Annotated in this window: 14 protein-coding genes; 9 read left to right on the plus strand and 5 right to left on the minus strand. The window is 70.8% G+C overall.

Going from position 1 to position 18668, the window contains the following annotated elements:
* Positions 1-23: 23 nt before the first annotated feature.
* Both AC0VYP_RS21695 and AC0VYP_RS21700 read right to left on the minus strand, forming a co-directional pair.
* A complete protein-coding gene (locus AC0VYP_RS21695; protein WP_475471557.1) occupies positions 24-905 on the minus strand; it encodes a sugar phosphate isomerase/epimerase family protein in 882 nt (293 codons plus the stop codon).
* A 25-nt stretch (positions 906-930) separates the two neighbouring features.
* Entirely contained in the window at positions 931-1941 is a 1011-nt protein-coding gene (locus tag AC0VYP_RS21700; protein ID WP_475471558.1) for a Gfo/Idh/MocA family protein, read from the minus strand.
* Between the two features lie 416 nt (positions 1942-2357).
* Between AC0VYP_RS21700 and AC0VYP_RS21705 the strand changes: the two genes are divergently transcribed.
* From AC0VYP_RS21705 to AC0VYP_RS21735, 7 genes are all read left to right on the plus strand, one after another.
* The gene (locus AC0VYP_RS21705) at positions 2358-3182 is read left to right on the plus strand and encodes a hypothetical protein (protein WP_285758587.1); all 825 of its coding nucleotides are present in this window, start codon (positions 2358-2360) and stop codon (positions 3180-3182) included.
* A gap of 35 nt (positions 3183-3217) precedes the next feature.
* Positions 3218-4258 (plus strand): ROK family glucokinase, encoded by a 1041-nt coding sequence (locus AC0VYP_RS21710; protein ID WP_475471560.1) that lies wholly within the window; start codon positions 3218-3220, stop codon positions 4256-4258.
* An 80-nt stretch (positions 4259-4338) separates the two neighbouring features.
* Entirely contained in the window at positions 4339-5982 is a 1644-nt protein-coding gene (locus AC0VYP_RS21715; protein WP_285758585.1) for an MFS transporter, read from the plus strand.
* Between the two features lie 286 nt (positions 5983-6268).
* Entirely contained in the window at positions 6269-6985 is a 717-nt protein-coding gene (locus AC0VYP_RS21720) for a FadR/GntR family transcriptional regulator (RefSeq protein ID WP_475471562.1), read from the plus strand.
* A gap of 76 nt (positions 6986-7061) precedes the next feature.
* Positions 7062-8390, plus strand: a complete 1329-nt coding sequence (locus tag AC0VYP_RS21725; protein WP_475471564.1) for a lyase family protein — start codon at positions 7062-7064, stop codon at positions 8388-8390.
* A 634-nt stretch (positions 8391-9024) separates the two neighbouring features.
* A complete protein-coding gene (gene plsX / locus AC0VYP_RS21730) occupies positions 9025-10110 on the plus strand; it encodes a phosphate acyltransferase PlsX (protein WP_285758582.1) in 1086 nt (361 codons plus the stop codon).
* Positions 10111-10186: 76 nt separating this feature from the next.
* Positions 10187-11512 carry a hypothetical protein gene (locus AC0VYP_RS21735; RefSeq protein WP_285758581.1) on the plus strand — a complete coding sequence of 442 codons (1326 nt, stop codon included), beginning with the start codon at positions 10187-10189 and terminating at the stop codon, positions 11510-11512.
* Positions 11513-11769: 257 nt separating this feature from the next.
* On the opposite strand, the gene AC0VYP_RS21740 is transcribed toward AC0VYP_RS21735, so the two are convergent.
* Entirely contained in the window at positions 11770-12102 is a 333-nt protein-coding gene (locus AC0VYP_RS21740) for a winged helix-turn-helix domain-containing protein (protein ID WP_285758580.1), read from the minus strand.
* A gap of 4 nt (positions 12103-12106) precedes the next feature.
* Positions 12107-12517, minus strand: coding sequence for a hypothetical protein (locus AC0VYP_RS21745; RefSeq protein WP_285758577.1), 411 nt, complete (start codon positions 12515-12517; stop codon positions 12107-12109).
* Between the two features lie 547 nt (positions 12518-13064).
* On the opposite strand from AC0VYP_RS21745, the gene argS reads away from it, so the two are divergent.
* Positions 13065-14795 (plus strand): arginine--tRNA ligase, encoded by a 1731-nt coding sequence (gene argS / locus AC0VYP_RS21750; protein WP_475471566.1) that lies wholly within the window; start codon positions 13065-13067, stop codon positions 14793-14795.
* Between the two features lie 191 nt (positions 14796-14986).
* Positions 14987-15601, plus strand: a complete 615-nt coding sequence (locus tag AC0VYP_RS21755) for a YceI family protein (protein ID WP_285758575.1) — start codon at positions 14987-14989, stop codon at positions 15599-15601.
* Between the two features lie 16 nt (positions 15602-15617).
* On the opposite strand, the gene AC0VYP_RS21760 is transcribed toward AC0VYP_RS21755, so the two are convergent.
* A complete protein-coding gene (locus AC0VYP_RS21760; protein ID WP_475471569.1) occupies positions 15618-18650 on the minus strand; it encodes an OmpA family protein in 3033 nt (1010 codons plus the stop codon).
* Positions 18651-18668: the final 18 nt, after the last annotated feature.

An 18668-nucleotide genomic window follows, 5' to 3' on the forward strand; every position in this document is an offset into this window, starting at 1 on the left:
CGGCGGCCATCGACTGCGAATGCTCAACCGAGCCGGTCACGGATGAAGGCGACTCCGACCCGCACGTCGGCGAGCGGTCCTTCTCCCTCCGGCGCAGCAGCAAGCATGACGTCTTGTTCCAGCACATACCACCCGGAGTAGCCCGCTTTCACGAGGTCGTCGAGAATTCCGGCGAGGTCCACGTCACCGTGGCCGAGGGGACGGTAGAGCCCCGTGGCGACGGCTTCGCTGTAGGCGAGGGCACCGCAGACCACCTGCTCGGCGAGTACTCCGTCCACGTCCTTGAGGTGGGTGTGCGCGATCCGTCCAGCCGCGGCACGGGTGAACGTCCGGGGGTCGGCGCCGCCGACGAGGAGGTGGCCGGTGTCCAGACAGAGGGGCATCTCACTGCCCTGGAGGACCCGGTTGACCTCCTCCGCCGTCTCCACGAGGGTGCCGACGTGGGGGTGCAGGCTGGCTGTGACGGCGCGCTGCGCGGCGTGTTCGCGCAGCCGGTCGAGGTTGGCCAGCAGCACCGTCCACTGGTCGGCGTCGAGCCGGGGCCGGGCGTCGTAGCCGTCGGTACCGGTCGCCGCCGCCAGGACGAGGGAATCGGCCCCGGCCGCGAGGAAGCCGTCGATGGCCCGGTCCACGTCGGGGAGCGGGTCGTGGGCGGCCTCGTGCAGCACGACCGGGACGAACCCCCCGACCGCGGCAAGGCCGTGTCCGGCGAGCGCCGCGGCCTTGTCCCCGGGAGCTGCGGGGAGGAAGCCGTCGGGACCGAACTCGGTCGCGCTCAGGCCGGCCTCGCGCATCTGCGGGAGGACGGCGTCGGGGGCGAGCTGGTACCCCCAGCCGGGGACCTCGCAGACCCCCCACGAGATGGGGGCTCCGGCTATTCGGGGCTGCTCGGGGGTGGGGGTCATGGAGGTCTCCCGTCTCGGGACCGGATCAGAGGGTGGGGCGGACTTCGGCGATCGTCACGGGGCGGCCCTCGCGCCGGGAGCGGTCCGCTGCCTCGGCGATGAGCACTGCCTCCAGGGCGTCGGCGACCCCGCACGGGCTCGGGCCGCCGTCCTTGACCAGCTGGAGGAACGCCACGATCTCGGCCTCGTAGGCAGGAGTGAAGCGGGTCCAGAAGTCGGGCCAGGCGGCCTGGGCGGGAAAGGCCGTGCCGGGTTCGGCCGAACGCAACGGGACCCGCTCGTCCAGGCCGACGGCGATGGTCGCGCGGTCTCCCGCCAGCTCCATGCGCACGTCGTAACCGCCGCCGTTGTAGCGGGACCCGTGCAGGGTGGCCAGGGTGCCGTCGTCGAGCCGCAACAGCGCCACGGAGTTGTTGACGTCGTTCGCCTCGGCGAAGAAGTCCGCCCCGCGGTTGCTGCCGAGCGCGTAGACGTCCACCACCTCCCGGCCGGTCACCCAGCGCACGATGTCGAAGTCGTGGACGTGGCAGTCCCGGAAGATACCGCCGGACGTGGGGATGTAGGAGGCGTGCGGCGGCGCGGGGTCGGCGGTGATGGCGTGTACGCGGTGCAGTGTGCCCAGCTCACCGTCGCGCAGCGCCGCACGGGCCCGGATGTAACCGGCGTCGAAGCGGCGCTGGAAACCGATGTGCACCAGCGCGTCGGCCTCCTCCACGGCACGCAGGACCTCGACGGTGCCGGCGACGGTGGGAGCGACCGGTTTCTCGCAGAACACCGGGATCCCTGCGCGCACCCCGGCGGTGATGAGCGCCGGGTGGGCGTCGGTCGCCGCGGTGACCACCAGGGCGTCGATCGCCCCGGGCGCGGTCAGCTCCTCCGCGGTCGCCGCCAGGGACGCGCCCACCCGGCCGGCGACCGCGCGTGCCCGCTCGGTGTCGGCGTCCGCGACCACCAGCTCGCTGACCTCTGGCCGGGACGCGATCACGGCGGCGTGCGAGGCGCCGATCCGTCCGGTTCCGACGAGACCGATCCGCATTTCTTCCTCCGAGTATGACTGTTGAACGTGTTTGAACACACCTGGGCGTGTCTGCTACGTCACATGGATGTTTCTACGCCGCCCCAAAAGAGCGTGTCAACACTTTGTCTAGACATATTTACTTGAGGGCGACGTGCTTCCTGATGGCCGTCATTTCCCGACCGGTTCGGTATGCACAACGGATCCGGCAGGCCGGCCCGGTGCTGGGAACCGGCGGCAACGATGCCACTGCCCGGCATCCCCGAGGGACCGCGGCCCACCCTTACGCACCCTCTCGACGGGCGGTACGGCCCCCCGCGACCGCCCGGGGGAACGAGAACAGCCCGCCGTACCAAGAGGTCACAGGGATTCGTTGGAGGCAGTGGACCAACGCGGTCATAATCGGTCATCACCACCGCACCTTCGGGGAGGTCCGCATGGCCGAGTGGTTCGCCGCCGGCATCGTGGCAACAGGTCGGCTGCCCCTGTTCAGTTTCTTCGTGGCCTTCGTCACCGGCTTTCTCCTCATCCGGCTCAGCGTCCGGATGATCCGCGCCCGGGTCCGTTGGTGGTTCAGCGACATCACCCCCGGTGGACTCCACATTCACCACGTGGTGTTCGGCGTCGCGTTCATGCTGTTGGGCGGGGTCGGCGGCCTGCTCGTCACCGACCGCGAGGGCTGGGCGATCGCCGTGGCAGCAGGGGTGTTCGGTTTCGGGGCGGCCTTGGTCCTGGACGAGTTCGCGCTGATCCTGCACCTGCGCGACGTCTACTGGACCGAACAGGGCCGTGCCTCCGTAGACGCGGTGTTCGTGGCGATCGCCCTCAGCGGGCTTCTTCTGACCGGCCTGCGGCCGGTGGGCTGGACCGAATTCACCGAAGCCGATCCCAGCGGCGCACTGGCCCAGGCGGGGCCGGCCGTCCTCGTCCTGGCCAACGCCGCAAGCTCGGTCGTGAGTCTGGCCAAGGGCAAGATCTGGACCGGGATCGCAGGTGTCTTCATCCCCGTGATCGGCATCGTCGCCGCGATCCGCCTGGCCGTCCCCGACTCCCCCTGGGCCCGGTGGCGCTACCCCGAGGGGTCGGCCAAGCTCATCGCGGCAACCCGCCGCGACCACCGCGTGCGACGCCCGTTGATCCGCGCCAAGATCCGCTTCCAGGAACTCATCGCGGGCCGCCACGACCTCGACCAGGAATGCCCGGCCGGAGCCGCCGCGCTGGTCGGCGCGCCGCGAAACGCCCTGGGCGAACCCCGTGCCTGAACCGACCTCGCGGGTCCAATAAGGTTCTTGGCGCTATGGCATTCACCAAAGGGGCCGGCCCGACCCGGCGAGGACTGACGGTCGGGGTCAACATCGGCGGAACGAAGGTGGCGGCCGGCGTCGTCACCCCCGCGGGCCGGGTCCTGGCCCGTCTGCGGACCGAGACCCCGCACCGCAGCAAGAGTCCCAAGGTCGTCGAGGACACCATCGTCGGCGTCGTCGAGGAACTGCGACGCGACTACCGCGTGGAGGCCGTCGGGGTCGGCGCGGCCGGGTTCGTCAACGAACGACGGGCCAACGTCCTGTTCGCACCCCATCTGTCCTGGCGCGACGAACCGCTGCGCGACTCGTTGAAGACACGGCTGGGCGTCCCGGTGGTGGTGGAGAACGACGCCAACGCCGCCGCGTGGGCGGAGGTGTGCCTGGGGGCGGGGCGCGGCCTACGCGACGTGGTCGTGGTGAACCTGGGCACCGGTATCGGCGGTGCCGTGATCATCGACGGCCGTCTGCGGCGGGGACGCCACGGACTCGCCGGAGAGTTCGGCCACATGACGCTGGTCCCCAACGGCCATCGTTGCGAATGCGGCAACCGCGGCTGCTGGGAACAGTACGCGAGCGGCAACGCCCTCACCCGGGAGGCACGCGAGCTGGCCGTCGCCGACTCCCCCGTGGCGACCCGGCTGCTCGATGCGGTGGGCGGGGACCCCGGGTTGATCACCGGCCCGCTGGTGACCCAACTGGCCCGGGAAGGCGATCGCGCGAGCTCGGAACTGCTGGAAGACGCCGGCGCCTGGCTCGGGGTGGGACTGGCCAATCTCGCGGCGGCCTTCGACCCGCAACTGTTCGTCATCGGCGGCGGCGTGTGCGAGGCCGGGGACCTGTTGCTGGAGCCGACCCGTCAGTACTTCCGCCGCAACCTCACCGGGCGCGGTTACCGACCCGAGGCGCAGATCGTGCGCGCGGCCCTGGGTAACGAGGCCGGCATGATCGGCGCCGCCGACCTGGCCCGGGACGCCCTGCCGCGCCGGCGGGCGGGCCGGCGCCAGAACCGGCTGGCCGTGCGCGACGGGCGCTGACCCGCACACCCGCGTCGGGCGTGCGGCGGCGGTCCTCAGGGCAGAGTGTTCTCGCAGCCCCACCGGACGCGAGGAGTCTCATGGCCGCTTTACGGGGAAACCCGTGGATGATCCTGATCGCCCTGTGCATCGGGTTCTTCATGACCCTGCTGGATCTGACGATCGTCAACATCGCGATCCCGGACATGATCACGCACCTGGACGCCGCCCTCGACGAGATCCTGTGGGTGGTCAACGCCTACGCCCTGGTCCTGGCGGTCCTCATCATCACCGCGGGGCGGCTGGGCGACCTGTACGGGCCGCGCCGCATGTTCATCATCGGCGTGGCGCTGTTCACGACCGCCTCGACCCTGTGCGGCCTCTCCCCCGGCATCGGGTTCCTGATCGCGGCCCGCGTGGTCCAGGGGATGGGTGCGGCGATCATGGTGCCGCAGAGCATGGCCCTGATCATCCGGGTTTTCCCGGCCCAGCACCGTGGTGCCGCCCTGGGAGTGTGGGGCTCCGTGGCCGGCCTGGCCACCGTGGCCGGACCGACACTGGGCGGGCTCCTGGTCACCGCGCTCGACTGGCGGTTCATCTTCTTCGTCAACCTCCCCTTCGGGGTGGTGGCACTGGTCCTCGCGGTCCTGCTGATCCCCCGCGAGACCGGGGAACCGCAACGGCGGCAGCGGCTGGACTGGAGCGGGGTGCTCCTGGCAACGCTCGCGCTGTCCCTGTTGGCCTTCGGCCTCGTCGAGGGCGAACGCTTCCACTGGGGCACCGTTTACGGCGTGGTGAGCATCCCGGTGATCCTGACCGCCGGCGGCCTCCTGTTCGTCGCACTCCTGTTCCAGCAGCGGGCACGGCAGGGCCACGACCCGCTGATCCCGTTCGCCCTGTTCGCCGACCGCAACTTCGGGCTGATGAACATCACCGCCGCACTGCTGTCGATGTCGCTGCTGTCCTTCTCCCTGGTGTTCGTCATCTACCTGCAGTCCGTACTGGGCATGAGCGCACTCCAGGCCGGTCTGACCCTGATCCCGACGTCGCTGGTCTCGATGGTGACCGCGCCGATCGCGGGACGCCAGGTGGACCGATACGGCGGCAAGTACATCCTGTTCGCCGGGTTCAGCGCGTTCGCGATCGGCGTCGGCTGGCTCCTGCTGACGGGTGGACCGGACAGTTCGTGGCACAACTTCCTGGCTCCGCAGATCCTCATGGGTCTGGGCACCGGATGCGCGTTCGGGCCGATGAGCTCACTGGCGATGTACAACGTTCGGTCGCAACTGGCCGGGGCGGCCTCCGGCATGCTCAACACGACCCGCCAACTCGGGTCGGTACTGGGCGGAGCGATCGTGGGCGCGCTACTCCAGGTCGGATTGAGCAACCAGATGGGCGCACAGGCAGCACAACAGGCCCGGCAGCTCCCGCCGGAACTGCGCAAGGCGTTCACGGACGGACTGGACCGGACCGGCGGAGGGGTGCAACTGGGCGGCCCCGCGACACCCCCGGTTCTGCCCCCGGGGACGGGCCCCGGTGCAGCGGAACAGATCAGCAGGCTGATGTCCTCGGTGTTCCGGGACGCCTATCTGGACACCATGCACCTGCTGGCGGTGTTCCCCGCGGCTGCGATGGTCGCCGCCGCCGTGTTGACCCTGTTCACCCGAAACAACACCCCTCGCGGGGCACGGGGCGGGGCTCCCCGCACCACCGAGGAGGCGGCGCCGCGGGCGCCGCGGAAATGACGGCAATTCCCCCTTCAGCGCGCACAACCACGACTCCCCCTTTCATCCACCGTGAATCCACCGGAGAAATGCGCCTGTACCCGCCGGTCACCCCGCAGGAGAGCCTCGCCCGCCTTCCGGGACGCTCCTCGGCGCGCCGGAGGGACGGGCTCGCCCCGCCTCCGTCCGCGGCCCGCGCTACCGGGTATGCGCTGTGAAAACCGCGCGCCTCCCGACCAGGAAGACGCAAAAAACAACATAAAGCCAATTATTGACAGACATTGCCACACGCATTCATGCTGTCTTCATGGACCTGTCAGACAGATCGGCGACAGGGTCACCTCAACCGGTTCTCCGCACGGGAGCGGTCGAGGCGGTCCTGGCCGACCTCCGCGCGGCAATCGAGAAAGGCGAGTTTCCCGTCGGTGCGAAACTGCCCGCGGAAACCGCGTTGGCGCAGCGCCATCAGGTCAGCCGCTCGGTGGTCCGCGAGGCACTGCGCGCGCTCCAGGCAGTCGGTATGACGGTCACGCACACGGGCAAGGGGACTTTCGTCCAGTCCGCCGCCGCGGTCGAGCCCACGAGGTTCGGTTCCTACTCGGCCCGCGACCTGATGGAAGTACGACTGCACGTGGAGATACCGGCCGCCGGCTACGCGGCGGTCCGGCGCACCGACGAGGACCTCCTCATGCTCGCCGGTCTACTGAAACGCATGGAGCAGGAACGCGACGAAGCCGCTTGGGTCGAACTCGACACCCTGCTGCACATCACGATCGCCCAGGCGTCGGGCAACCCGGTCTTTCGGCGGGTCATCGAGGAGATCCGCGACGCCCTGGCCCGCCAGTCCACCTTCGTCAACCAGATGCACGGGCGCCGCGAGCGTTCCGATCGGGAACACCGGATCATCGTCAACGCGATCGCCCACGTGTCGCCCGACAAGGCCAAAACGGCGATGCAGGCCCACCTGAACCAGGTGGAGACCAGCCTCACCACCATCACGCTTCACACCTCCGCCGCGCAGTGACGGTCTGTCCGGCCACGATCGTGCTCCCCACCGCTCGGCGCTGCCGCCTCCTTCCGACTGACAAAGGACCGCTCCCATGCGCGCACCAGTAGCCGTCCGCCTCCCGCGTCCGCCCGCCGGCCGGATCGCGAAACCCGCGACAGCCGGCCTCGGCCGGATCGAGCGGGACCGACTCGGCGAGGGCGTGATCCCCGGTAACGCCTACTGGGGGATCCACACCTGCCGAGCCCTGGGCAACTTCACCATCAGCAGGGTCCCGGTCAGCGCCCACCCGCACCTGGTCAACGCCCTGGCGGCGGTCAAGGAGGCCGCCGCACAGGCCAACCGCGAACTGGGACTGCTGCGCGGCGGCCGAGCCGAGGCGATCATCCAGGCCTGCCAGGAGATCAGGTCGGGGAACCTGCACGAGCAGTTCGTCGTGGACGTGGTCCAAGGCGGCTCGGGCACCTCGACCAACATGAACGCCAACGAGGTCATCGCCAACCGGGCCCTGGAGATCCTGGGGCACAACAGGGGCGAGTACCAGTACCTGCACCCGACCGAGGACGTCAACCTCGGCCAGTCAACCAACGAGGTCCACCCCACCGCCGCCAAGATCGCCACGATCACCGCCCTCGACGGCCTGATCACGGCTCTGGAGACGCTCCGCGAAGCGTTCGCGAAGAAAGCCGCGGAATTCGACGGGGTCCGCACGATCGGCCGCGCCCAGGCCCGCAACTGCAGTCCGATGTCACTGGGGCAGGGATTCCACGCCTACGCGGGGATGCTCGGCCGCGACGAGGGACGCCTGCGCGACGTCGCACGCACGCTGTACGAGGTCAACGTCGGCGTCCCCGGCATCGGCAGCAACGCGGTGGCCGGGTACTCCGAGGCCGTGCGCCGCCACCTGTGTCTTATCACCGGTCTTCCCTTGACCTCGGTGGCCACCGTGGCGGAGGCGACCCAGGACTGCGCGGCGTTCGTGGACCTGTCGGGGGTGCTCAAACGCATCGCGGTGGAACTCTCCAAGATCTCCAACGACCTGCGGCTGCTGTCCTCAGGAACGCGCAGCGGCTTCAACGACATCGACCTGCCCGTGGTGCAGGCCCACCCCGGCTCGGTGCGGGGCGAGGACGCCTCGGTGATCCCGGAACTGGTGAACCAGATCGCGTTCACGGTAGTCGGCAACGACGCGGCGATCACCATGGCGGCCGAGGCCGGACAGTTGCAGTTCAACGCCTTCGAACCGGTCATCGTGCACTCCCTGGCCCAGAGCATCGCGCACCTGCGGGAGGCATCGCTCCTCCTGGCCAGGCGCTGCGTCGCCGGGATCACCCCGAGCGAGACGGTCCCGAGTGCTCCCCCCCAGCAGGGACTTCATTACGGAGCTCCCGAACCGTCCGGGCACGTGGCGCTGTTCGTCTGACCGGGACGGGCCTGCCCCCGCGCGATGTGCCGGGCAGGCCCGTCTGCTCCGGATCAGCGCGGTGGCGCGGTGGCGACCGGTTTGAGGGCACGCGCCTGGATCAGGTGCACCACGAACGCCTTCTCCCCCGTTGACCTCGGCGGGTCCGTCCACACCGCCCCCGCCCGGCGATCCGTGCGACGTCCTCGCCGGGAAGGATGTCCGCCCGGGGAAGGGCGAGCAGGTGCATCGGGTCGTCGGAGCGGCGTCCCGGTCGGTCGGCCCGTCAACGACGTAGGCGGTGTACCGGCAGGACGGCACGGCGGCCACCGCGCGGACCGCGAAGGCGGCTCGGCCCGCTGCGACCGCGACACCGCGACGTTTTCGCGCAGCGCACAGCCACGACATGACGTGAAAAATGAGGCTTTGGGAAGAGGACGACCGGATTCGTTTCCCGCGCCGCAGACTGGGCGCGCGGTCCAGGAATCTTTGCACCCACCCATTCCCGCTCTGATCTGGGGCTTTGCCGAAAAGGCGTCACCGGTGACGGGTGGGCGCGCCGGAATGCGCCGTCTCGTCCGGTGTTCTTCCAACTCGGCATAACCTTGCGCAGGGGCGGCTGCCGCGGACCGCCCCCGCATCCCCGGAGGTACCCATGACCAGTACGACCGTCGTGCGACGGCCCGTCCCTCCGCCCCAGCCGGTCATCGCGGTGGACGCGATGGGCGGCGACCACGCTCCTCGGGAGATCGTCTCAGGCGCGGTACAGGCAGTACGCGAGCACGGACTGCGGCTGTTGCTGGTGGGGCGTGGCCCCGAACTGGCCCCGCTGGTGGCCGCGGAAGGCGCGTCCAGGGAACTGCCCATCGTGCACGCCGAGGAGACCCTGGCCATGCACGAGGGCGCGCTGGCGGCATGGCGCCGGGCCCGCTCCAGCGTCGCCGTGGCGTGCAAGCTGATTCGCCAGGGGGAGGCCGCCGCCCTGGTGTCGGCCGGATCCACCGGCGGGGTGGTGGCCACCTCCACCGTGCGGTTGCGCACGCTGCCCGGTGTGCTGCGCCCGGCCCTGGCCCTGGTCCTGCCCACCCGGCCCAAGCCCACGATTCTGCTGGACGCGGGCGCCAACGCCGACGCCAAGCCCGAGATGCTGATGCAGTTCGCGCACCTGGGCGCGGCCTACGCACGCATCGGACACGGCATCGCCGAGCCCCGGGTCGGCATCCTGACCATCGGTTCGGAGCCGGGCAAGGGCAACCGGCTCGCGCGCAAGGCGGCGGAACTGCTCTCCGCGCACGCGGAGGAGGCCCGACTGGACTTCCGCGGCAACATCGAGGGCCACGACCTGCTCGCCGGTCTGGTGGACGTGGTGGTCACCGACGGTTTCACCGGGAACGTCGCGCTGAAGTCCGTGGAGGGCGCGGTACGGTTCGCCTTCGGCGAGATCCGGGAGGCCCTCACCTCCAGCCCGATGGCCAAGGCGGGAGCGCTGCTGCAACGCAAGGCGCTCCGGGAGCTGGGCGAACGGCTCGACTCCGAGAGCTACGGCGGCGCGGTGCTGCTCGGCCTCAACGGCACCGTGGTCATCGCGCACGGGGACAGCCACGCGCGGGGCGTGACCGGCGCCTGTCTGCTCGCCCGGGATCTCGCCGCCGGGCGCATCACCGACCAGATCCGCCGCGGTGTCGCAGGGCTCAGCCGCACCCCCACCTGGCTGCACCGACTGGGGCAGAGCGAGGACTGATCCCGCTTCCCGACCCACCGCGTCGCTGCCGTCGGGTGGCACAGGGCGTACCGCGGGGGTGGGGCATGATGGGCCGATGGACACGCCCCAGCCCCGCCAGAGCCCGTTCCGGACCGTGGCCGCCGTCCTGTTGACCCTGTCGGCCGCCGCCGTGGCCGCCGGCGCCGGTCTGGTCGGCGTCCGCTCCTACACCCCTTCCCCGTTGGCACGCACCGACGCCGAGACGGTCGCCGACGCGCTCCCCCGGTTGGCCTTCGTGGGCGACGCCCTGCGCGAAGGCGCGGGGGAAGACATGCAGGGGTTGTTTCCCGAAGGGTACTTCTTCTCCCACGCCCTCTACGGACTTACCTGGTTGGACGTCGCCGACCGGGAGACGGCACACCGTTCGGAGGCACTGGCCGAGGCTCGTTGGGCCCTGGAACGGCTGGACTCCCCGGCCGGAACCGCGCCGTTTCCCGCCGAGGGGAGCCCCGCCCACGGGGTGTTCCACTCGGGCTGGTCGAACTGGTTGCGCGGACGGATCGTATCGGTGGCAGGCGGCCCCGAGTCCGCCGAAGCCGAGATGGACACGCTGAACACGGCCACCGCCGAGCTGTCCGCTGCGTTCGACTCCTCGATCGGGCGCGGCACCCCCTTCCTGGACGCCTATCCCGGCCAGGCATGGCCGGTGGACAGTGTCGTGGCCGTGGCCGCGCTGCGGCTGCGCGACGACCTGGCCGGCGACGGCCGCAACACCGAGCTCGTCGAGCGGTGGATCACTGCGGCCTCGGCCCTCCCGGACCCGGCGACCGGTCTGCTCCCGCACCGGGTGGACTCCGGCGACGGCAGCACGGTCCAGGGGGCACGGGCCAGCTCGCAGTCGCTGCTCCTGCGTTTCCTGTACGAGATCGACCCCGAGTGGGCCGCCGTGGACTACGCGGTCTTCCGCGAACTGTTCAGCTCCCCCCACCTCATGCTCCCGGGGGTGCGGGAGTACCCGCGCGGGGACGACTCCCCCGGCGACGTGGACTCCGGACCGCTGCTCTTCGGACTGTCGGCGTCGGCCAGCACCGTGGCACTCGCGGGCGCCGTCCTCCTGCGCGACGAGCCGGCCGCCTCCGCCCTGACCGGTTTCGCCGAGGCGAGCGGCGCGGCCGTGGAGTTCAACGGAAAACGCCGCTACCTGGGCGGCACGCTCCCGGTAGGCGACGCCTTCCTCATGTGGTCGCTGGCCACCGTCCCCGCCCTGTCGGGACAGGTCGAGCCGGTGGCGACCCACCAGGTCGGCCCGTGGTGGCGGGTTCCGTGGCACCTGGCCACCCTGATCCCCTCGGCCGCACTGGTGTGGGCCGCACTGCGCGCGTGGCGGCCCACACCCCGCGGGGCGGTCGAGCGTTTTTGCACCGACCACCGGCCCGCTTAACCGGCGCCGCCACCATCGCGTGCAGCGATTCGCCCCGTGGCCCCGGGCGACCCACCGGCGTTCCGCAGGACTCGCGGCGATCGCCCCTGCCGGGCCCGGACCGCCCGCTACTCCCCGGGCCTCGGGTGCGGCGGGCAGCAGCGGGACGGCCGGTGAGGCCGCGGTCCGGAGCCGAGCACATCGACCGGTGCGGGCAGGGCTCAGGGCCCGTGACCGGTGGGTGCGGTCGCGGGCCCTGGAGGAACGTCGGGGGCGGATCATTTTCTGGCCGGGGGTTCGGTGGCGGGCCCCGGACCCCGTGCGTGGTCGGCGATACGCCGGAGTGTGGCGACGTGGTCCGAGAACGCCTTGCGGCCGGCGTCGGTGAGGTTGAGCCATGTGCGCGGGCGTTTGCCGACGTAGCCTTTCTCGGCTTGCACGTAGCCCAGTTTGTCAAGCGCGCTGACCTGCTTGGACAGTGCCGAGTCGGAGAGTTCGACGGCCTCGCGGGTGTAGGCGGACTCCGCCCAGTGGGTGGCCGCCAGTACCGAGACGATCGACAGCCGGGTGGGGTTGAGCAGCGACTGGTCGAGGGCACCGTGTCCGGTCATGGCGTCACACCTCCGCGGTGCGCGCGGCGCGGTTGAGCAGTCCGCGCCACAGCGGGATGGTCAGCACGACGACGGTGATGCCGATGGTGGTGGGGTAGGGCACGTCGAAGGTGCGCATGGCCACTCCCGCGGCCGCGGCCAGGGCCATCAGGACGAGCATCACGCCCCCTCGCATCACCCTGGCGCGTCCCGACATCTTCGGCCGGTCGCCCGTCGAGCGCTTCCAGCGGGGCAGGGCGGCCAGTGCCAGTGCGGCGGCCACGAGGACGAAGAGCAGGGGGGTGCTCAGGTCCGGTCGCAGGTCGGAGACGACGCCGTAGCCGATGGCCACGGCTCCCAGGACCCACAGCGTCCAGGCGGGGTGGGCGTCGGGGGCCTGCTCGTGGTGTCCATTGGGGGTGGGGTGCGATGCCATTGCGAAAACTCCCTCGCGGTTGTCGTCCGGGACGGCGAGCGCCTCGTATGCTTCGGCGCTTGCCGGGCTTTCATGCTGTTGCCTATAAGGAAAGTACACGAGCACTTGCCCATTAGGCAAGTAGATGCCTGAAAGAAAATACAGTCCGCATGCGACAGAAGTGGTGGGAGCGGTCGTGGGCCGGGAGCCGCACCGCGTTCCCAGCGGCCGGATCTCCGGCACCTTCTCCAGGAGGCCGAGGACTCAAGACCGGACACGGCCACGACCTGGGGCATCCGAAGGCGAGCCCGCGCGCTTCGACAGCGTCCTGCCGACCGGCTTGCCGGTGATTCCGTCAGCCCTTGGGACGGTGGCCCCGTTGCCACCCCTTCGGGAGGACCGGGTCCGCCGGAGAACCCCACTGGAACCCGCCGGCCGACCGGGCCGCGCCCCGGCGAGGACGGCCCGCAGCCGGTCATGACCGCCGCGGTGTGACCCCGAGCCGGATCCGATTCGGTCCCCGCTGGTCAGGCCGTGCCGGTCGGGAGTACTCACTAAGCTGTCTGGCATGGCCGACCCGCAAGAAGTTCTCACGCAACGGGTCCAGTCCGCGCTCGGCGCCGCCTTCGGTGCCGACTACGCCGAGACCGACCCTGTCATCCGTCCCTCTCAGTTCGCCGACTACCAGGCCAACGCCGCCCTGGCCCTGGCCAAGCGCCTCGGCAGGAAGCCGCGCGACGTGGCATCCGCGATCGTCGAACACCTTGACGTCACCGACGTCTGCCGAGAGGTCGAGATCAGCGGACCGGGTTTCGTCAACCTGACGCTGCGCGAGGACTGGATCGCCGACCGGACCCAGGACCTGGTCGGCGACGAACGCAGGGGCGCACCGCTCCAGGAGCGCCAGAACATCCCGCTGGACTACTCCGCTCCGAACGTGGCCAAGGAGATGCACGTCGGCCACCTGCGCACCACCGTCGTTGGCGACGCGCTGGCCCGGACGCTGGAGTTCCTCGGGCACAACGTCATCCGGCAGAACCACATCGGCGACTGGGGCACCCCCTTCGGCATGCTCATCGAGCACCTGTTGGAGGTCGGCGAGGGCTCCGACGAGGCGGCTCTGCTCAAGAACGACCCCAACGCCTTCTACCAGGGCGCGCGGGCGAAGTTCGACGGCAGCGAGGAGTTCGCGGCACGCGCCCGCCGGCGCGTGGTCGCGCTCCAGGCCGGCGACCCCGAGACCCTGCGACTGTGGCAGGACCTCATCGACCTGTCCACGGTCTACTTCAACAAGATCTACGACAAGCTCGACGTCACCCTGACCGACGCCGACCTCGCCGGCGAGAGCACCTACAACGACACGCTCGGCTCCATCTGCCAGGAGCTGGAGGACAAGGGCCTCGCGGTGGTCAGCGAAGGCGCACTGTGCGTCTTCCTCGACGGATTCACCGGCCGGGAGGGCAAACCCGTCCCGCTGATCATCCGCAAGAGCGACGGCGGTTACGGCTACGGCACCACCGACCTCGCCACCATCAAGCACCGGGTCCAGGAGCTCAAGGCCGACCGCGTCCTGTACGTGATCGGGGCCCCTCAGTCCCTGCACCTCCAGATGATCTACGAGACCGCGCGCAAGGCCGGCTGGCTGGGATCGGCCCAGCCCGTGCACGTGCAGATCGGCAACGTGCTCGGCGGCGACGGAAAGATCCTGCGCACCCGCAGTGGGGCGCCCATCCGGCTGATGGCACTGCTGGACGAGGCGATCGAGCGGGCCGCGAAGGTGGTCGCCGACGCCCGTCCGGACCTCGACGAGGCGACCCGCGCCCAGATCGCCCGCGAAGTGGGGATCGGGGCGGTGAAGTACGCCGACCTGTCGATCTCCCACGACACCGAGTACGTGTTCGACTTCGACCGCATGCTGGCACTGACCGGCAACACCGGTCCCTACCTGCAGTACGCGACCGCACGGATCAGGTCCATCTTCCGCAAGGGCGGTCTTGAGCCGGCCGAGGCCACCGGACCGATCACGGTCGACGAACCGGCCGAACGGACCCTCGCACTGGCCCTGCTGGGCTTCGGCCCGACCGTGGTCCAGGTCGGCGACGAACTGGTTCCGCACCGGCTGTGCGCCTACCTGTTCGAGCTGGCGCAGGCGTTCACGTCGTTCTATGAGAACTGCCCGGTGCTCAAGGCCGAGGATCCGGCGGTGCGCGCCTCGCGTCTGGCGTTGACCGCGGCCACCCTGGACACCTTGGTAAAGGGGCTCGACCTGCTGGGGGTCCGTTCTCCCGAGCAGATGTAGCCGATCTCTCCCCCACGCCCGAAAGCCGTCCGCCATCCCCGTGGTGGGCGGCTTTCGCGCGTTCGCCCCCCCCGGCCCGAAACCGTCCCGGTCCGGACACAACGCCCCCCTTTGACCAGCGGTTCCTTTCCTGCGGTGATACTCGTTTGGGGAATCGAGCAGATTTCATCGTCAAAAAGGGGGATCAGAGCATGACGTCACGACCGGAGGAACAACAGCGAATCGGGCCGACACCGGGCGAGTGGCACCTGGACCCGCTGCACTCCAGCCTGATCTTCGTCGCGCACTACCTGCGCTTCGGCCGGGTACAGGGCACGTTCGGCCAGGCCAAGGGATTGATCACCGTTTCCGCGGACCCGTTCGCCTCGACGGTGGACGTGACGGTCCGGGCGGACAGCGTCAACACGGGGGTACGGGCGCGCGACGAACACCTGCGCTCCGCGGACTTCCTCGACGTGGACGCCCACCCCGAACTGCGTTTCGTCAGCACAGGGGTGACGGCGGGCGGGCGGGGGGAAGGCGCCTTCCGCATGTACGGCGACCTGACCGTCCACGGCCGGACGCAGCAGACGACCTTCGACTGCCAGTGGGTCGGCGAGGCCCCGCACTACGGGGACCACGAGAACGGCCACGGGCACTTCTTCACCGCCACCACCCTGATCAGCCTGTCGGACTTCGGGATCGGCGACGGCGGCGCACTGCCGTGGGGCGGACGCCTGGTCGGGGACGAGGTGGACGTCGTCCTGGAGACCAGGGTGCAGAACCAGGACCCGGAGCCGTTCCTGCGCCAGATCGGGCACGGGTGAACGGCTCCGGGAACGATCAGCCCTTCGAGGAGGGGCGGAAGTGGCGCTGTTCGACCTCTTCGGGCCGCACCCGCCGCATCCGGCTCTTGCCGGCCTTGCGCGCGCGGTGGGTGAGCGGCGTCGGGGCGGCCGGGTCCGGGACCGGCTCGGAACCGGTTCGCGTCTTCCCGGTCGCTTCGCTCCCGGCTGTGCGGGCGGGCTTCGCGGTGGTCACGCGCACCGGGGCCTGCTCCTGGTCCACGGCACCGGTCAACCGCGGCTTCGGGGGCCGCGGGTGCGATTCGGAAGCACTCGACGGGGTGGAGGCGTTCAGCGCCGAGAAGGCGCTGGCGATCTCCGCCGACACCGCCTTCGTCGCACCCTCCGACGCCACCGACTCCGACGGGGCGGCGGCTACGGGCTCCTCGACCGACCTGTCGGGGGCCTCCGCCCTCTCCGGGGCCGCCTCCTCGGGCTCGGCCGGTTTCTGAGCCACGGGCTCCCGGACCGGCTCGACGCTTTGGACCGGCGCCTCGACGACGTCGGACCTGGCGTCCCGCCGTGCTTCCAGCACGGGCTCCCGGACCGGCTCGGCGGCCTCGACGGGCTCCTCGACCACCGGAGCCGACTCCGCGACCACCGGAACATCCACCGGACGACCCAACGCCCACCCGGTGTCCGCAGCCGACGCACGCACGGGCTCGACCGTCTCGACCGGCTCGACCGGCTCGACCGGCGACTGCGCGGACTCCTCGACCTCCACGTCCTGCCGTTCGTGCGCGACGGGCTCCCGGACCGGCTCGGCGGCCTCGACGGGCTCCTCGACCACCGGAGCCGACTCCGCGACCACCGGAACATCCACCGGACGACCCAACGCCCACCCGGTGTCCGCAGCCGACGCACGCACGGGTTCGACCGTCTCGACCGTCTCGGCCGGCTCGGCCGGCGACTGCTCGGACTCCTCGACCTCCAGGCCCCGGTGCTCCTCCGCGACCACCGCGTCGCGGCGCGCCTCCGCGACGGATTCCCGATCCTGCTTCCAGGGCGAGGGCCCGTCCGGGGCGGCGATCATGGACAGGACCCGGTCGATGTCGTGCTGGTCGGGTATCGGACGCCCGCTGCCGCCCACCGCCGTGTCGGCCCACTCGGCGGCGACCTCCTCGGTCGTCAACCAGCGGTCGGCACGCACCGGCGTGGCAGGGGCCCTCTTCTTCGCGGACTCGGCCTTCTTCCCCGTGTCCGCGGTGGGCACGATCAGCTCCGCCGCCCATTCTGCGGACCGGTATCCGACCGTGCCGCTGTGGCTGTCGTACTCGACCGTGGCGCCGTCGCAGTCGTATTCCCGGACCAGGTCCATGACGTGCTCGGCGTCGCATCCGGGCCACTGGGCCTGGAAGATGCGGCTCAGCGGCGGGCTGGTGTCGGTGATGACCCCGTCCTCGCCGATGGTGCAGGTGCCGCCCAGCGGCCAGCGCCCCAGCAGGACCGCGGTGATGCCGCGCTCCTGGCCGTGCAGCAGCAGCCCCGACAGCGCGGTCTCGTACTCCGCGACGGGGGTGGCGACCAGGACCAGGGGCTCCTGGTCGTCGACGGCGTCGGGGTCGGCCGCGTTCTCGTGCAGCTCGCGCTGGAGGATCGCCAGGGCGTCGTGCATCGTGTCCACGACCCGCACCGCCTCGAAGCCCTGCTCGCTGAGCAGTGTGCGCCCCTCGTCCCCCAGCAACATGCTGGCGTCGGAGTCGGTGATGAGGACCCGCGCGGACCGCTCCTCCTCACCGGAGAGGGCGTTGGCGATCAGCCGCCGGGCGGCCCCCGGCGCGCCGGGACCGGTGATGCCGATGCCGGGGATGTGGTTGAGCTCGACGACCACCCGGTCGTCGATGCCGTCGGTGAGCTCGGGCGGCGGCTTGGGCGGGTCGATCTCGGGGGATTCGGGCCGTTCACGGCGGATGCCTGCCGTGAGCGCACGGGGCTTGGGCAACGACAGCGCCAGGCCGCCGGTACCGCGCCGGCCGACGAGGAACCCGCCGACGAGACCGGCGAAGGCTGCGGTGCTGAGGAGCCCACCGGCCGGAATCTCCATGACCACGACCTTGGGCGGGCTGTCCACCGCCGCCTGCTGGAGGGCCGCTTCGTCGGAGTCCGCGCCGGGCACCTGGGTCACGGCCTTGACCATGGCCATCTCGGTGATCTCCTCGGCCTGCCCGGCCGCCGGCGCCTGCTCGGGCTGCTGCACCGGTTCCTGGACGGGCTGGTGCACCTTCGGCTTGGCGGCGGGCGCGACCGTGTAGCTGACCTCCACCCTGCGCTGATCCTGGGTGTCGGCGCCGTCCTGCAACCGGGTGGCGCCCAGACCCTCGACCTGGATGTCGGGGGCCTTGTCCCCGAGTTCGGCAGCGAGGTGGTCGGCGACGCCCTGCGCGCGGCGCTCGGACAGCTCCTGGTTGACCGCGTCGCTGCCGGAGGCGTCGGTGTGCCCGGTCACCACGATGGGAGAGTCCGGTGCGCCGTGCTTGCGGATCAGCTCGACCGTCGAGGCGAGGTCCTCACGCATGTCCTCGGTGGGCTCGGCGGAGTTGAGTGCGAAACCGGAGAAGGAGCGGACCCGTTGGGTCTCCTGCTCCTGACCGGCGTCCTGGTCCGCAGGGGCCTGCGGTGCGGCGGCGGGGGCCTGCGCGTCGGAGGCGTCGGCCGTGTCCGTCTGCACGTCGTGGACCACGACGGTGTCGGCCATGGCCTGCGCCGGCACGGCCAGCGTGGTGCCGATCGCGGTGGCCGCGATCACCTGGAGCGGCCCGAACAGGCGGAAGCCGCGCTGCCGCCCCCTCGCCCGGGCCGCGATCTCGGTGACGACGCTCAGCGCGAAGAGGCCCCACACGCCCCAGAGCGTCCCGATGAGCAGTGCCTGGGGCACCCCCGGGGGCAGGGACAGCCCGCTCAGGTGCACCGCCAGGACGGTCCAGGACAGGGAGAGGTCGGGCCACGGCAGGTGCACCAGTAGCGCGTAGGGCAGCCCCAGCAGCAGGGCCGAGGTGAGAAGTAGCGCGCTCAGCCGTTGGATGGTTCGCATGGCCGCCTCCACGAGACG

The sequence above is a fragment of the Nocardiopsis sp. iso_186 genome, assembly GCF_056173365.1.

Excerpts from the sequence above, each read along its gene's own strand:
- AC0VYP_RS21695 (WP_475471557.1), bottom strand. The coding sequence starts at position 905 with ATGACCCCCACCCCCGAGCAGCCCCGAATAGCCGGAGCCCCCATCTCG.
- AC0VYP_RS21700 (WP_475471558.1), bottom strand. The coding sequence starts at position 1,941 with ATGCGGATCGGTCTCGTCGGAACCGGACGGATCGGCGCCTCGCACGCC.
- AC0VYP_RS21705 (WP_285758587.1), top strand. The coding sequence starts at position 2,358 with ATGGCCGAGTGGTTCGCCGCCGGCATCGTGGCAACAGGTCGGCTGCCC.
- AC0VYP_RS21710 (WP_475471560.1), top strand. The coding sequence starts at position 3,218 with ATGGCATTCACCAAAGGGGCCGGCCCGACCCGGCGAGGACTGACGGTC.
- AC0VYP_RS21715 (WP_285758585.1), top strand. The coding sequence starts at position 4,339 with ATGGCCGCTTTACGGGGAAACCCGTGGATGATCCTGATCGCCCTGTGC.
- AC0VYP_RS21720 (WP_475471562.1), top strand. The coding sequence starts at position 6,269 with ATGGACCTGTCAGACAGATCGGCGACAGGGTCACCTCAACCGGTTCTC.
- AC0VYP_RS21725 (WP_475471564.1), top strand. The coding sequence starts at position 7,062 with ATGCGCGCACCAGTAGCCGTCCGCCTCCCGCGTCCGCCCGCCGGCCGG.
- plsX (WP_285758582.1), top strand. The coding sequence starts at position 9,025 with ATGACCAGTACGACCGTCGTGCGACGGCCCGTCCCTCCGCCCCAGCCG.
- AC0VYP_RS21735 (WP_285758581.1), top strand. The coding sequence starts at position 10,187 with ATGGACACGCCCCAGCCCCGCCAGAGCCCGTTCCGGACCGTGGCCGCC.
- AC0VYP_RS21740 (WP_285758580.1), bottom strand. The coding sequence starts at position 12,102 with ATGACCGGACACGGTGCCCTCGACCAGTCGCTGCTCAACCCCACCCGG.
- AC0VYP_RS21745 (WP_285758577.1), bottom strand. The coding sequence starts at position 12,517 with ATGGCATCGCACCCCACCCCCAATGGACACCACGAGCAGGCCCCCGAC.
- argS (WP_475471566.1), top strand. The coding sequence starts at position 13,065 with ATGGCCGACCCGCAAGAAGTTCTCACGCAACGGGTCCAGTCCGCGCTC.
- AC0VYP_RS21755 (WP_285758575.1), top strand. The coding sequence starts at position 14,987 with ATGACGTCACGACCGGAGGAACAACAGCGAATCGGGCCGACACCGGGC.
- AC0VYP_RS21760 (WP_475471569.1), bottom strand. The coding sequence starts at position 18,650 with ATGCGAACCATCCAACGGCTGAGCGCGCTACTTCTCACCTCGGCCCTG.